The 14,604-nt window shown below is 56.1% G+C and carries 12 protein-coding genes; 4 read left to right on the forward strand and 8 right to left on the reverse strand.

Going from position 1 to position 14,604, the window contains the following annotated elements; translation table 11 throughout:
- The first annotated feature begins 270 nt into the window (after nucleotides 1-270).
- Nucleotides 271-975, forward strand: coding sequence for a FadR/GntR family transcriptional regulator (locus tag AB1287_RS05410; RefSeq protein ID WP_312630078.1), 705 nt, complete (start codon nucleotides 271-273; stop codon nucleotides 973-975).
- Complete coding sequence (gene mdtD / locus AB1287_RS05415; protein ID WP_435617181.1) at nucleotides 976-2,376, forward strand: multidrug transporter subunit MdtD; 1,401 nt, start codon at nucleotides 976-978, stop codon at nucleotides 2,374-2,376.
- On the opposite strand, the gene rbsR is transcribed toward mdtD, so the two are convergent.
- The 7 genes from rbsR to kup all read right to left on the reverse strand — a co-directional run bounded on the left by rbsR (nucleotide 2,373) and on the right by kup (nucleotide 10,416).
- Entirely contained in the window at nucleotides 2,373-3,365 is a 993-nt protein-coding gene (gene rbsR, locus AB1287_RS05420) for a ribose operon transcriptional repressor RbsR (RefSeq protein WP_312630074.1), read from the reverse strand. The genes mdtD and rbsR overlap by 4 nt on opposite strands.
- Nucleotides 3,366-3,368: 3 nt before the next feature.
- The gene (rbsK, locus tag AB1287_RS05425; protein ID WP_435617203.1) at nucleotides 3,369-4,298 is read right to left on the reverse strand and encodes a ribokinase; all 930 of its coding nucleotides are present in this window, start codon (nucleotides 4,296-4,298) and stop codon (nucleotides 3,369-3,371) included.
- Between the two features lie 108 nt (nucleotides 4,299-4,406).
- Nucleotides 4,407-5,297, reverse strand: coding sequence for a ribose ABC transporter substrate-binding protein RbsB (gene rbsB / locus AB1287_RS05430; protein ID WP_435617182.1), 891 nt, complete (start codon nucleotides 5,295-5,297; stop codon nucleotides 4,407-4,409).
- A gap of 28 nt (nucleotides 5,298-5,325) precedes the next feature.
- A complete protein-coding gene (gene rbsC, locus AB1287_RS05435) occupies nucleotides 5,326-6,291 on the reverse strand; it encodes a ribose ABC transporter permease (protein WP_312630070.1) in 966 nt (321 codons plus the stop codon).
- 5 nt (nucleotides 6,292-6,296) lie between these two features.
- Nucleotides 6,297-7,802: a ribose ABC transporter ATP-binding protein RbsA gene (gene rbsA, locus AB1287_RS05440; RefSeq protein ID WP_435617183.1), complete on the reverse strand. Its 1,506-nt coding sequence runs from the start codon at nucleotides 7,800-7,802 to the stop codon at nucleotides 6,297-6,299.
- Nucleotides 7,803-7,809: 7 nt separating this feature from the next.
- Nucleotides 7,810-8,229, reverse strand: coding sequence for a D-ribose pyranase (gene rbsD / locus AB1287_RS05445; RefSeq protein ID WP_435617184.1), 420 nt, complete (start codon nucleotides 8,227-8,229; stop codon nucleotides 7,810-7,812).
- 315 nt (nucleotides 8,230-8,544) lie between these two features.
- Nucleotides 8,545-10,416 (reverse strand): low affinity potassium transporter Kup, encoded by a 1,872-nt coding sequence (gene kup / locus AB1287_RS05450; RefSeq protein ID WP_435617185.1) that lies wholly within the window; start codon nucleotides 10,414-10,416, stop codon nucleotides 8,545-8,547.
- 219 nt (nucleotides 10,417-10,635) lie between these two features.
- Between kup and ravA the strand changes: the two genes are divergently transcribed.
- Together ravA and viaA are read left to right on the forward strand one after the other, a co-directional pair.
- Entirely contained in the window at nucleotides 10,636-12,132 is a 1,497-nt protein-coding gene (ravA, locus tag AB1287_RS05455) for an ATPase RavA (RefSeq protein ID WP_435617186.1), read from the forward strand.
- A complete protein-coding gene (gene viaA, locus AB1287_RS05460; RefSeq protein WP_435617187.1) occupies nucleotides 12,132-13,583 on the forward strand; it encodes an ATPase RavA stimulator ViaA in 1,452 nt (483 codons plus the stop codon). The genes ravA and viaA overlap by 1 nt, the downstream gene beginning before the upstream one ends.
- Here the strand turns inward: viaA and asnA are convergent, their stop codons facing one another.
- Nucleotides 13,584-14,576 carry an aspartate--ammonia ligase gene (asnA, locus tag AB1287_RS05465; protein WP_435617188.1) on the reverse strand — a complete coding sequence of 331 codons (993 nt, stop codon included), beginning with the start codon at nucleotides 14,574-14,576 and terminating at the stop codon, nucleotides 13,584-13,586.
- Nucleotides 14,577-14,604: the final 28 nt, after the last annotated feature.

A 14,604-nucleotide genomic window follows, 5' to 3' on the forward strand; every position in this document is an offset into this window, starting at 1 on the left:
GTTTATTTTCGCTTTTCTCCGTCAGGATTTCCGGAGAAATCCTGCTGACCCGGCGGCTTGTTTGCCGTTGTTCCGTGTCAGTGGAGGCGCATTATAGGGAGTTATTCTGAGGTGACAAGAGGAAATTTGAATTATTTTACCGTTCGCATTTTTTTTCACCAAAGCAGCCACAAAAGCGCCATTAATTGCGCTATCTGCTGATTTTACCGCCGAATTTTGTCACTGAATGGCATACTAGACAGGTAAATCTATCTATAAGGAATGACGGCTATGTCCTTAAGCGCGCAGCAGCTGGCAGCACAGAAGAACATTTCATGGGTTCTTGCAGAAAAATTAGCGCAGAAGATTTTAACCGGTGAATATCCGCCGGAATGCATTCTCCCCGGCGAACTGGAGCTTGGCGAACAGTTTGGCGTGAGCCGCACCGCGGTACGTGAAGCCGTTAAGACGCTCACTGCAAAAGGCATGGTTCTGCCGCGACCGCGTATAGGCACCCGCGTGATGCCGCGCAGCGACTGGAACTTCCTCGATAAGGAGCTGCTCTCCTGGTGGCTAACGGAAAATAACTTTGAGGAAGTGGTGGAACATTTCCTCGTGATGCGCAGCAGCCTCGAACCTCAGGCCTGCATGCTGGCAGCCACGCTCGGCAGCGCAGAGCAGAAAGCCCGGTTGAATACGTTAATGGAGGAGATGATCTACCTGAAGCGGCACTTTAGTCGCCAGCGCTGGATTGAAGTCGATATGGCCTGGCACGAGCAAATCTACGCCATGAGCGCCAATCCGTTTCTAACCTCTTTTGCTTCACTGTTCCATTCGGTCTATCAGACCTACTTCGCGGCCGTCACCCAAAACGAAGTAGTGAAGCTCGATCTTCATCAGGCGATTGTGGATGCCATTCAGGACAGCGACGGCCCGCGAGCCTGGCAGGCTTGCCAGGCGTTGTTAGCTGCACCCAATGATCAGGTCAGTAAATAGATGACAGAAAAGAAATCACGCAGTATGGCGGGCCTGCCGTGGATCGCGGCAATGGCCTTCTTTATGCAGGCGCTGGACGCCACCATTCTGAATACCGCGCTGCCGGCCATTGCCCACAGCCTGAACCGCTCTCCGCTGGCGATGCAGTCCGCCATTATCAGCTACACCCTGACGGTGGCAATGCTGATCCCGGTCAGCGGCTGGCTGGCCGACAGATTCGGCACCCGGCGTATTTTTATGATTGCCGTAAGCCTGTTCACGCTCGGTTCGCTGGCCTGTGCGCTGTCGGGCTCTCTGTTGCAGCTGGTTATCTTCCGCGTTATTCAGGGAATTGGCGGCGCAATGATGATGCCGGTAGCTCGCCTCGCGCTGTTGCGCGCTTATCCACGCAGCGAGCTTTTACCGGTTCTGAACTTCGTCACCATGCCCGGACTGGTGGGCCCCATTTTAGGACCGGTGCTCGGCGGCGTGCTGGTGACCTGGGCGAGCTGGCACTGGATCTTCCTGATTAATATTCCAATTGGCATCGCCGGATTGCTCTATGCCCGCAAATATATGCCGAACTTCACCACGCCGCGGCGCGGCTTCGACTTAACCGGCTTTTTGCTGTTTGGCATGAGCCTGGTGCTTTTCTCCAGCGGCATGGAGCTGTTTGGCGAAAAAATTGTATCGACGTGGATTGCGCTGGCCATCATCGTCATCAGCATTCTTCTTTTACTCTCTTATATTCGCCACGCTCGCCACCATCCGACACCGCTTATTGCTCTGCCGATGTTTAAAACGCGCACTTTCTCCGTAGGGATTGTGGGCAATCTTGCAACGCGACTGGGAACCGGCTGCGTGCCGTTCCTCATGCCGCTGATGTTGCAGGTTGGCTTTGGTTATCCTGCTCTGATCGCCGGCTGCATGATGGCACCAACGGCTGTTGGGTCAATTCTGGCAAAATCTGTCGTGACCCAGGTTCTGCGCGTGCTTGGATACAGGAAGACGCTGGTTGGGATCACCGTGTTTATTGGTTTGATGATCGCCCAGTTCTCGCTGCAGTCGCCGTCCATGCCGGTGTGGATGCTGATCCTGCCGCTATTTGTGCTGGGGATGGCGATGTCGACGCAGTTTACCTCGATGAACACCATTACTCTTGCGGACCTGACGGATGAGAACGCCAGCAGCGGTAACAGCGTGCTGGCCGTCACGCAACAGCTGTCCATCAGCCTTGGGGTGGCGATAAGCGCGGCGGTACTACGCTTTTATGAAGGGTTCGACAGCGCCAACACCATCGAGCAGTTCCACTACACCTTTATTACAATGGGCGTAATCACCGTGCTCTCGGCAGTGACCTTTATGCTGTTAAAACCGAAAGATGGCCGCAACCTGATTAAAGAGCGGCACAAGGAGGCTTAAGCCGACCCACGCACCACCAGCTCGGGCGTTAACTGCACACGCTGCTGTTTCTGTCCGGGCTGAGCCATCCGGTGGATCAGAACATCAATGGCGAGTTCACCCAGCTCATCTTTTGGCTGGTGAATGGTGGTCAGCGGCGGCGCCATGTATCCCGCCAGTTCGATATCGTCATAACCCACTACAGCCATATCCCGCGGGATGCTCAGGCCAGCCTGATACAGCGCCTGATAAACGCCAACGGCCATCGCATCATTACCGACAAAAACGGCCTGTGGCGGCTGCGGCAGAGTAAGCAGCTTTTGCATCGCCGTTAATCCACCGCCAAATTCAAAATCGCTGGTGATGATGTAACCCTCAGGTACCGGCAATCCACCGCGCTGCATCGCCGCCTGATACCCTTCCAGACGCAGGCGCGCCGGGGTTTTGTCCAGAGGACCAGCAATGCAGGCGATACGCGTGTATCCCTTATCAATCAGATACTGCGTTGCCATGTCACCGCCGAGCAGCGAGTTATCCTGAATCAGATCGCTGTCGCCGTCGAACGGCGCCCAGTCCATCATCACCGTCGGCACCGAGGGGTAGCGCTGCATGATTTCCTGCGAAGGCTGGTGCGTTTCGGTGCACAGCAGCAGCAAGCCGTCGACGCGCTTTTGCATCAGCGTTTCGAGATTGCGATTCATCCGCTGTTCGTCGCCTTCGGTATTGCAGAGCACCAGGCTGTAGCCGCGTTCAAAACAGCTGCGCTCGACGCCGCGCACCAGCTCCGAATAAAACGGATTGGTACTGGCGGTAATCAGCATGCCGATGGTGCGGGTCTGGTTAAGCTTGAGGCTACGCGCCAGAGCAGAAGGCGCATAGTTGAGGTTCTGAATTGCCGCCAGCACCTTTTCGGTGATGGCCTCGCTGACAAAACGGTCCTTATTAATGACGTGAGACACCGTTGAGGTGGAAACGCCCGCCAGGCGGGCAACGTCCTTCATGGTAGCCAAGCGTTACCCCTGCTGACGAAGAAAGTCGTCAATCTCTTTACGCCACGGAACGGAAGGCTGCGCACCTTTGCGGGTCACGGCAATCGCCGCGGCAGCATGAGCAAAACGTAATGCCTGCGCCAGGGGTTTATCCTCCAGCAGCGCCGTCATCAGCGCACCGTTAAAGGTATCTCCGGCAGCAATGGTGTCCACGGCCTGCACCTTAAAACCAGCAACGCGTTCACCTTTCCCGTTCTGGCTGGCCCACACGCCCCGGCTACCGAGGGTGATGATGACCGTTTCGATACCTTTGCCATGCAGAACCTGCGCCGCTTTCGCCGCGTCTTCATCCGTTTCCACCTTCACGCCCGTCAGCTTTTCAGCTTCGGTTTCGTTCGGGGTAATGATATCCACCAGCGCCAGCAGTTCGTCGGAGAGTTCGCGTGCCGGAGCCGGGTTAAGCACGACCCGGGTCTGATTCTGATGCGCAATTTTCGCTGCCGCCAGTACGCTGTCCAGCGGCGATTCCAGCTGCATCAGCAAAACGTCAGCCCGTGCGATACGCTGCTCCTGCGCGGCCACGAGCTTTGTGGAGAGCGCCGCATTGGCCCCGGCATGAATACCGATGACATTCTCACCTTCGCCGTTAACAAAAATCAGCGCCACACCGGTGGATTCTCCGGCTACAGCGGTAACGGGCTCGACGTCGATGTTGTCGCTGACCAATTGCTTGCGGATGCGCTCGCCGGTGTCATCATCACCAGTACAGGCGATAAATGCGATATTTGCGCCGCTGCGCCCGGCCGCCACGGCCTGGTTTGCGCCTTTGCCGCCGAACGCCACCTGATACTGGCTGCCCGTAACGGTTTCGCCTGGCCGCGGGAAGGATTCAAGGTTGAGAATGTGATCGGCATTGATGCTGCCAAGGACGACGAGGTTGCCTGCGTTATTCATGATCATGAGTGTCCGGTAAAGAGCGCCACCGGGAACCCGGTGGCGCATGCCACGCTTTTCTTTTTACGTTGTCCCCTCAGGCTCTTTGGTGGCCTGAATCGGTATGACTTATTGCTTGATGACCAGCTTCAGGTCAACAGGATATTTAGCCTGAACCTTCTCACCTTTCAGCACCTTAGCAGCAACATCAACGCCCTGGGCGCCGATTTGCTCCGGCAGCTGCGCAATCGTCGCTGCCAGTTTGCCATCATTTACTGCCTTTTCGCCATCCGGCGTGCCGTCAAAGCCGACAACCATCACATCTGTTTTACCGGCGGTCTGCAATGCACGCAGTGCACCCAGCGCCATTTCGTCGTTCTGCGCGAAGACCGCTTTCACGTCAGAATGCGCTGTCAGCAGGTTCTGCATCACGTTCAGACCTTTAGTACGGTCGAAGTCGGCAGGCTGGCTGGCCAGGACGTCAAATTTGTGTGCGGCCACGGCCTGCTGGAAGCCTTCACCACGTTCACGCGCAGCGGAAGTCCCGGCAATGCCCTGCAGTTCGATAACCTTCGCGCCTTCACCGGCTTTCTTCGCGATGTAATCGCCCGCAATTTTGCCGCCCAGCACGTTGTCAGAAGCAATGTGGCTTACCACGTCGCCTTTGGATGCCTGACGGTCCAGGGTGATCACCGGAATTTTCGCCTGGTTGGCCATCTTCACGGCGTTACCCACGGCGTCGGAATCCGTTGGGTTAATCAGCAGAATTTTGGTGCCGCGTACGGTCAGATCCTGCACGTTTGCCAGCTCTTTTGCCGGGTTGTTCTGGGAATCCAGCACGACAAGGTTGTAACCGAGCTTATCGGCTTCTTTCTGCGCACCGTCCTTCAGGGAGACGAAGAACGGGTTGTTGAGCGTAGAGATAACCAGCGCGATGGTGTCTTTCGCCATTGCGTTAGCACTTACGGTGGCGCTCAGTGCCACTGCGGAAACCAGGGTAGCCAGTTTTTTCATGTTCATATCTGTAGAGGTCCTGTTATGTCAGTTATTACTGCTTTTTGTTGTCTACCAGCACCGCCAGCAATATCACCACCGCTTTGACGATCATCTGGTAATAGGAGGAAACACCTAACAAATTCAAACCATTATTCAGGAATCCGAGAATTAATGCGCCGATCAGCGTCCCAACAATGCGACCTTTCCCGCCCGCAAGGCTGGTGCCGCCGAGAACCACAGCCGCAATCGCATCCAGCTCGTAGCCCGTGCCCGCCGTCGGCTGCGCGGAAGAGAGACGCGCCACTTCGATGATGCCCGCCAGAGAAGCCAGCAGGCCGCACAGGGAGTAGACGATAATTTTGACTTTATTGACGCTGATGCCGGACAGACGCGTCGCTGCTTCGTTGCCGCCGAGCGCATAGATGTAGCGGCCCAGGCGTGTGTGATGCAACATGTACCAGGCGGCGAGGAATACAATTGCCATAATCCACACTGGCGTCGGGATGCCCAGCGGACGGCCAATCCCGAACCAGCCGAACAGATCGGCGTTATCGGTAAATCCCGTGTTCACCGGACTGCCGTTGGTGTAGACCATGGTCACGCCGCGCAGCAGCAGCATCATCACCAGCGTGGCGATAAACGCCTGTACGCGGCCTTTCGCCACAATCACGCCGGTTACCGCACCGATTGCGGCACCAGCAGCAAGCGCTGCCGCAACGGCCACCAGCGCATTCACTTCTATACCAACAATTGATGCTGCAATTGCGCCGGTCAGCGCCAGCAGGGAACCGACGGACAGGTCGATCCCGGAGGTCAGAATAACCAGCGTCATCCCGACCGCCATGATGGCGTTCACCGAAGTCTGCTGGAGAATATTGAACAGGTTATTAACGGTAAAAAAGTTCGGGCTCATGGTCGAGACGATCGCGATCAGCACCAGCAGGGCGATCAGCGATTTTTGCTCTAACAGCCACGCTTTGGTGAAATAGCGGCGACCAGCAACAGCCTGGGTAGTCATCTTTCTTACTCCTGATTCACACGATTAAGCTTACCCACTGCGGCAGCCATCAATACTTCCTGAGTGGCCTGCTCGCGCGTGAATTCACCGCCGAGATGCCCTTCGTGCATCACCATGATGCGATCGCTCATGCCTAATACTTCCGGCATCTCCGAGGAGACGAGGATGATGCTCAGGCCATCGGCTTTAAACTGGTTAATGAGCTGATAAATTTCTTTTTTCGCGCCTACGTCGACACCGCGCGTTGGCTCATCAAGGATCAGCACTTTCGGGCGCGTCATCAGCCCGCGGGCGATGGCGACTTTCTGCTGATTGCCGCCGGAAAGCAGACCTATCGCCTGCTCCATCGACGGCGTTTTGACGTTAAACAGGCGAATAAAGTCGCTTACCGCCTGCTGTTCGTCTTTATGTTTGAGGCTACCGCCCGAGTGGCTGAAATAGCGCAGCGCAGTGAGCGACATGTTCTCTTTGACGGACATGCCGAGCACCAGGCCGTCGCGCTTGCGGTCTTCGGAGATGTAGACAATGCCGTTCGCCAGGCCATCCTGCGGGGATTTGGTCACCACTTCGTGGCCGTCCAGCGTCACGTAGCCGCTGGTGCGAGGCAGCGCGCCATAAAGCACTTTCATCAGTTCAGTACGGCCCGCGCCCATCAGGCCCGCCACGCCAAGGATTTCTCCTTTGCGCAGGATAAATGACACATTGTTGACACCCGGCCCGCACAGATTATCGACCTTCAGGCGCACATCACCCGGTGTTTTATCAAGATGCGGATACTGATCTTCAAGCTTGCGGCCGACCATCATCTCAATCAGGGAATCTTCCGTCAGGCTTGCGACTTCGCGTTCGGCAATGAACTGCCCGTCGCGGAATACGGTGACGTCATCGCAGATTTCAAAAATCTCTTTCATGCGATGGGAAATGTAGACGATGCCGCGCCCCTGGGATTTCAGCTCGCGAATAACGCGGAACAGGGATTCGGTTTCGGTATCGGTGAGCGCGTCAGTCGGTTCATCCATGATGATGACCTTCGACTCAAAGCTCAGCACCTTGGCAATTTCGACCATCTGCTGATCGCCAATCGACAGCTCGCCCACCAGCCTGTCGCTTTTAAAACGCAGGTTGAGCTTTGCCAGCAGCTTGTCGGCTTCGGCGTACATGGTTTTCCAGTCGATTTTGCCGAAGCGGTTAACGAACTCGCGGCCTAAAAAGATATTCTCGGCGATCGTCAGCTGCGGGATCAGGTTCAGTTCCTGATGAATGATGCCGATGCCGGCTTCCTGAGAGGACTTCGGCCCGGTAAAGGTGGTTTCCTTTCCGAGCCACTGCAGCGAACCAGCATCTTTACTGTAGATCCCGGTCAGCACTTTCATCATCGTCGATTTGCCGGCGCCGTTCTCGCCCACCAGCGCCATCACGCGGCCTGCGTAAACGTTCAGCGAAGCGCCGGAAAGGGCCTTCACGCCCGGGAAGGATTTATCGATACCTTTGAGTTGCAGTAATGCGTCCATGATGGCCTCAGAAGGTGACGCCAGCACAGAGAATGATATTCGCATACGGGGAACACTCCCCGCTGCGAATCACCGCCTGACTGTCTGCGGTTTGTTTTTTGAACTGCTCATGCGTGGTGTAATGAATTTCAATGGTGTTTCCCTGGTGTTGTTGCAGCTGCTCTATGTGGCTGAGCAACGTTTCGTGGAGTTGCGGGTTATGGGTTTTAATTTCCGCGGCGAGAATGGCCGTCTCAACCTGCATTTCCGTGGTGACCACTTCCAGCACCTGCATAAACGAAGGCATGCCCTGAGTTAATGCCATATCGATGCGCTGCGTGCTGTGAGGGATCGGCAGACCCGCATCACACACCACCAGCATATCGGTATGCCCAAGACGGGAAATGACCGCGGAAATATCAGCGTTGAGTACCGTACCTTTCTTCATTTTTTGCTCCACTAGCGAAACGTTTCGCTGAAGGGAGTTTACGCTGAAGAAAGCTCATAAAACCACCATCACGTTATAGAATTGTGATCGCTGTCGAAACGTTTCGCTAAGTGAAACTGGAGGTAAAAGCAATACGATGCCAAAGATACTGTTTTTAGTGTTCGTACCCTCTCCACATGGGAGAGGGCTGAGGTGTGGCTTCAGCGCGCAGCAATCAAACATTGCCCGGCGGCACTTCGCTTGCGCGGGCCTACTGGGTGGAATGGTTGAAAAAGTAGGCCCGGTAAGCATCGCGCCACCGGGCAATTGGAGGAATTAAATCTCAACCTGTGTCCCAAGCTCGATTACGCGGTTTGGCGGGATCTCAAACTGATCGGGCGCGCGCAGGGCGTTACGCTGCAGCAGCAGATAGAGCTTGCCGCGCAGGCGCAGATACCACGGCCTGTCATTGCCGATAATCAGCGACTCATGCGACATGAAGAACGAAGTCTCCATCATCCGGCAGCTCAGCCCTTCGAGGCCGCAACGATGGAAAACTTCCTCCACGTTTGGCGTTTCGCGCCAGCCGTAGCTTGCCACCACGCGCCAGAACGACGGAGAAAGCTGTTCAATCTGCACGCGACGCACGTTGTGCACGTACGGCGCATCTTCAGTGCGCAACGTCAGCAGGATGACACGCTCATGCAGCACTTTGTTATGCTTGAGGTTATGCAGCATCGCAAACGGAATAACGTTCAGCGCGCGGGACATATATACCGCAGTGCCCGGCACGCGCACCGGCGGGGATTTCTCAAGCGAGGCAATCATCGCCTCAAGAGAGTTGCCGTGCTCGTGCATACGGCGCAGCAGACGGAAGCGCTCGCTTTTCCAGGTGGTCATCACCATGAACATCACCAGGCCCAGCGTCAGCGGCAGCCAGCCGCCGGAGAGCAGCTTGTCGAGGTTTGCGGAGAACAGCGGTACGTCGACACAAAGGAACGCAATCAGAATCAGGAACACCAGATATTTGTTCCAGTGCCAGTTTTTGCGCGCCACGGTGGTGGCCAGAATGGAGGTCAGCACCATGGTGCCTGTGACCGCAATTCCGTACGCTGCCGCCAGGTTGCTTGAGTGTTCAAAGCTGACAATCACCAGCACAACAGAGATGTACAGCAGCCAGTTAATGAACGGGATATAAATCTGCCCCGACTCCATCTCTGATGTATGGATAATGCGCATCGGTGAAAGGTAGCCCAGACGCACCGCCTGACGGGTCAGAGAGAAGACCCCGGAAATCACCGCCTGAGAGGCGATAACCGTCGCCAGCGCAGCGATAATCAGCATCGGGATCAGCGCCCACTCCGGCGCCAGCAGGAAGAACGGATTCTTAATCGCTTCCGGATGCTTAAGCAGCAGCGCGCCCTGGCCGAAGTAGTTCAGCACCAGCGAAGGCAGAACAACGGAGAACCAGGCAAGGCGAATGGGCAACTTGCCGAAATGTCCCATATCGGCATAAAGCGCTTCCACCCCGGTAATAGAGAGCACAACGGCCCCCAGCGCCACGAACGACACCATTTTGTATTCCAGGAAGAAATGCACCGCCCAGTAAGGGTTCAGCGCATGCAATACGTCCGGGTTGTCAATGATGCTACGCGCGCCTAATACCGCCAGCAGCAGGAACCAGATAAGCATGATTGGCGCAAACAGTTTGCCCACCATTGCCGTACCGTGCTTCTGAATGACAAACAGGAGAGTCAGCACGCCGATGGAAATGGGGACAATCCAGCTATCGAGCTCCGGCGCAATGATTTCAAGGCCTTCGATGGCCGACATCACCGAGATGGCAGGCGTAATGACGACCTCACCGTAGAAGAAGCTGCCGCCGATAAGCCCAAGGATCACCAGCACAGAAGTCATTCGCGCGGAGGTGTTTCGCCCGGCAAGGGACATCAGCGTCAGGATCCCGCCTTCACCGGCGTTATCCGCACGCATCACGAAGGTGATGTACTTCAGAGAAACCGTAAAAATCAGCAGCCAGAAAATCAGCGACAAAAAACCAAAAACGGCATCGCGTTCCACGCCAAATCCAAACTGGCCCGAGAGACACTCTCTCAATGTATAAAGGGGGCTGGTGCCGATATCACCATAGACCACCCCAATGGCGGCCAGAGTGATGGCCGGCAAGGAATGCTTATTATCAGTGCTCATAGACTCGTCTTTCGTTTAATAAGACAAATGTGTACCGACTTCCCTGGCTCACAAAAGGCGCACAGTATGCACGATTAATCGAAGAATCGTACCCCAAATTGACCTCGTATTAACCTTGCTCAAAGAAATTTCGGCGACGTCTCGCACTATTACCCGCCGCCCGCAAACGGCTATAATCGCCTGATAGCTGGATAAATGGTGGAAGGACACCACTCTATTATGGCGCAATCACACTTATTAGCAGAAAGAATTTCCCGGCTCAGCCAGGCCCTGGAAAAGGGCCTGTTTGAGCGCAGTCACGCCATCCGTTTATGCCTGCTGGCGGCGCTGAGCGGCGAGAGCGTTTTCCTTTTGGGTCCGCCAGGTATCGCCAAAAGCCTGATTGCCCGCCGCCTTAAATTCGCCTTCCAGCACGCCCGCGCTTTTGAATATCTGATGACCCGTTTTTCCACTCCGGAAGAGGTGTTTGGCCCGCTGTCTATTCAGGCGTTAAAGGATGAAGGGCGCTATGAGCGCTTAACCACAGGTTATCTGCCCGAAGCAGAAATCGTCTTTCTCGACGAAATCTGGAAAGCGGGCCCGGCCATTCTCAACACTCTACTGACTGCGATTAACGAGCGTAGCTTTCGCAACGGCGCGCACGAAGAGAAAATCCCGATGCGCCTGCTGGTGGCGGCGTCGAACGAACTGCCGGAACCCGACAGCAGCCTGGAAGCGCTGTATGACCGCATGCTGATTCGCCTCTGGCTCGATAAGGTCCAGGAGAAAAGCAATTTCCACTCGCTGCTTATCAACCAGCAGGACGAAAGCGCCAACCCGGTATCAGAAAACTTGCAGGTCACCGACGAAGAGTTCAGGCAGTGGCAGGTGGATATCGGCGGCGTGAAGCTGCCTGATGCGGTTTTCGAACTGATTTATCATCTGCGCCAGCAGCTCGATACCCTGCCAAACGCGCCTTATGTTTCCGACAGGCGCTGGAAAAAAGCGATCCGCTTATTGCAGGCCTGCGCCTTCTTCAGCGGTCGTGAGGCGATCGCCCCCATCGATCTGATCCTGCTGAAAGAGTGCCTGTGGCACGACGCAGAGAGTCGCAACCTGATGCAGCAGCAGCTGGACATTTTGATTACCGGGCACGCCTGGCAGCAGCAGGCAATGCTGACAAAACTCGGCACCATTATTCAGCGCAGGCTTCAGCTGCAACAGCAGCAGAGTGACAAAACGGCGCTGAAGGTTTCCCGCATGGGCGGCATGTTCAGCCGCAAACCGCATTACGAACTGCCGGAAAACCTGCAGGACGCAACGCTCACTTTACTGCTCCAACAGCCGCTAAAGCTGCATGATATGAACGTTGCCCATATTTCCGTTGAACGCACAGCGCTGGCGCACTGGCTTGAGAAAGGCGGCGAAATACGCGGCAAGCTCAACGGGATTGGCTTCGCTCAGGTACTGAACCTGGAAGTGGATACCAGCCTGCACCTGATGGTGCGCGACGTCAGCCTGCAGGGTTCCCGTCTGGCGCTGCCGGGGAGCTCTGCGCCAGAAAACATGCCCGGTGAAATCAAACAGCAGCTGGATGCGCTGGACGACGAGTGGCACCAGCAGCACACCCGCTTTAGCGAACAGCAAAAGTGCCTGTTCATTCACGGAGACTGGTTAGGGAAAATTGAAGCCAGCCTGCAGGACGTTGGCGCGCAGATCAAACAGGCGCGGCAGTAATGCTCACCCTCGACACGCTTAACGTGATGCTGGCAGTCAGCGAAGAAGGATTGATCGAAGAGATGATCCTCGCGCTGCTGGCCTCACCGCAGCTGGCGATCTTTTTTGAAAAGTTTCCACGTCTTAAGAACGCGCTCACCGAGGATATCCCCCGTTGGCGGGAGGCGCTAAAAAGTAAGATGAAAGAGGCGCACGTTCCGCAGGATCTCAGCGATGAGGTGATGGCGTTTCAGCAGAGCCAGACCCTGTCGACGTCACAGTTCATCGTCCAGCTTCCGCAACTGCTGGCGCTGTTACAGAAAGTCCACTCGCCCTTTGCCGCGCAGGCGCAACAGCTGGTGGATAACAACGCCACCTTCACCGCTGCATTGCACACCCTGTTTTTGCAGCGCTGGCGGCTGAGCCTGATCGTGCAGGCCACCACGCTCAATCAGCAGCTGCTGGAAGATGAACGGGAGCAGCTTCTCAGCGAAGTGCAGGAAAAAATGACGCTCAGCGGTCAGCTCGAGCCGATACTGGTGGAAAACGACGCCGCCGCAGGCCGTCTGTGGGACATGAGTGCCGGCCAGCTGAAGCGCGGCGACTGGCAGCTTATCGTCAAATACGGGGATTTTCTCAGCGAACAGCCAGAGCTGATGCGGCTGGCGGAGCAGCTCGGCCGTTCACGCGAAGCAAAATCGGTACCGAGAAAAGATTCGCCGATGGAAACCTTCCGCACGCTGGTGCGGGAACCGGCAACGGTGCCCGAGCAGGTCGACGGGCTGCAGCAAAGCGACGACATCCTGCGTCTGCTGCCGCCGGAGCTGGCAACGCTCGGCATCAGCGAACTGGAATATGAGTTTTATCGCCGGCTGGTGGAGAAGCAACTGCTCACTTATCGGCTGCACGGTGACGCCTGGCGGGAAAAGCTCAGCGAACGCCCGGTGGTGCATCAGGACTTCGACGAACAGCCTCGCGGACCGTTTATCGTCTGCGTGGACACGTCTGGTTCCATGGGCGGGTTCAATGAACAGTGCGCCAAAGCCTTTTGCCTGGCGCTGATGCGGGTGGCACTGGCGGACAATCGTCGCTGCTTTATTATGCTGTTCTCCAGCGAAGTTGTGCGCTATGAGCTCACCGGCCCAAATGGGCTGGAGCAGGCAATTCGCTTCCTGAGCCAGCGTTTTCGCGGCGGCACCGATATCGCCAGCTGTTTTCGCGCCATTATAGAAAGAATGCAGGGCCCGGAATGGACGGATGCGGATGCGGTAGTCATTTCAGACTTTATCGCCCAGCGGCTGCCGGACGACGTGGTGAACAAGGTGAGCGAGCTACAGCGCAAACATCTCCATCGTTTTCACGCCGTGGCAATGTCACAGCATGGAAAACCCGGCATCATGCGCATTTTCGATCATATCTGGCGCTTTGATACCGGGTTGCGTAGCCGACTGCTGCGGCGCTGGAAACGCTGATTACAGCAGAGCGCCTACGCTCTCGCGGATCTGCTGCGGCCACACGCCGCACTGTACCTGGCCGATATGCGGCAGCTGTAACAGCAGCATGGTCAGACGTGACTGGCCAATCCCACCACCGACGGTTTGCGGCATCTCACCGCGCAGCAGCGCCTGGTGCCACTCCAGCTGCAGGCGCTCGTCATCCCCAGTGAGTGCTAACTGACGCTTCAGCGCTTCGACGTCCACGCGAATGCCCATCGATGAGATCTCAAACGCATCTTCAAGTACCGGGTTCCATACCAGAATATCGCCGTTCAGGCCCGCCAGACCGGCTTCTCCCTGGGTGCTCCAGTCATCATAATCCGGCGCACGCACGTCGTGGCGCTGGCCGTTGGAAAGTTTACCGCCAATCCCAATCAGGAAGACGGCGCCCAGATCTTTGGCGATGGCGCGCTCGCGGCCTTTCGCATCGAGACCAGGATAGCGTGTAAGCAATTCTTCGCTATGAACAAAGTGGATCTGTTCCGGCAGGAACGGTGCCAGTCCAAACTCTTTGCTGACGGCAGCTTCTGTGGCTTTAATTCCGGCGTAGATCGCTTCAACGGTGGCCTTCAGCGTACCGGTGTGACGTTCGCCATCACCCATTACGCGTTCCCAGTCCCACTGATCGACATAAACAGAATGGATAGCCGAGAGGCGATCTTCATCGGGGCGAAGGGCTTTCATGTGCGTGTAGAGCCCTTCGCCCGCGCTGAAGTCGTGCTGGCCAAGCGTCTGACGTTTCCATTTCGCGAGGGAGTGCACCACCTCGAACTGGGCGTCAGGCAAGGTTTTCACTTTGACCTGTACCGCTTTTTCGCAGCCAGACAGGTTGTCCTGAGTGCCATCGCCCACGCGGCTTAAGATCGGCGCCTGAACTTCAATGAGTCCAAGTCTGTCTTCGAGCTCACGTGAAAAATGGGACTTAACGAAACTGATCTGACGTTGTTTTGCGATATAAGCGGTTTTCATTTTTATGGTCTCCTGCGTCCTGTGCCAT

It is taken from the genome of Scandinavium sp. UTDF21-P1B (genome assembly GCF_040750395.1).
Classification (GTDB): Bacteria; Pseudomonadota; Gammaproteobacteria; order Enterobacterales; family Enterobacteriaceae; genus Scandinavium.

What these genes read in the sequence shown, in the direction of transcription:
- AB1287_RS05410 (WP_312630078.1), top strand. Translation starts at nt 271, where the DNA reads ATGTCCTTAAGCGCGCAGCAGCTGGCAGCACAGAAGAACATTTCATGG.
- mdtD (WP_435617181.1), top strand. Translation starts at nt 976, where the DNA reads ATGACAGAAAAGAAATCACGCAGTATGGCGGGCCTGCCGTGGATCGCG.
- rbsK (WP_435617203.1), bottom strand. Translation starts at nt 4,298, where the DNA reads ATGAATAACGCAGGCAACCTCGTCGTCCTTGGCAGCATCAATGCCGAT.
- rbsB (WP_435617182.1), bottom strand. Translation starts at nt 5,297, where the DNA reads ATGAACATGAAAAAACTGGCTACCCTGGTTTCCGCAGTGGCACTGAGC.
- rbsC (WP_312630070.1), bottom strand. Translation starts at nt 6,291, where the DNA reads ATGACTACCCAGGCTGTTGCTGGTCGCCGCTATTTCACCAAAGCGTGG.
- rbsA (WP_435617183.1), bottom strand. Translation starts at nt 7,802, where the DNA reads ATGGACGCATTACTGCAACTCAAAGGTATCGATAAATCCTTCCCGGGC.
- rbsD (WP_435617184.1), bottom strand. Translation starts at nt 8,229, where the DNA reads ATGAAGAAAGGTACGGTACTCAACGCTGATATTTCCGCGGTCATTTCC.
- kup (WP_435617185.1), bottom strand. Translation starts at nt 10,416, where the DNA reads ATGAGCACTGATAATAAGCATTCCTTGCCGGCCATCACTCTGGCCGCC.
- ravA (WP_435617186.1), top strand. Translation starts at nt 10,636, where the DNA reads ATGGCGCAATCACACTTATTAGCAGAAAGAATTTCCCGGCTCAGCCAG.
- viaA (WP_435617187.1), top strand. Translation starts at nt 12,132, where the DNA reads ATGCTCACCCTCGACACGCTTAACGTGATGCTGGCAGTCAGCGAAGAA.
- asnA (WP_435617188.1), bottom strand. Translation starts at nt 14,576, where the DNA reads ATGAAAACCGCTTATATCGCAAAACAACGTCAGATCAGTTTCGTTAAG.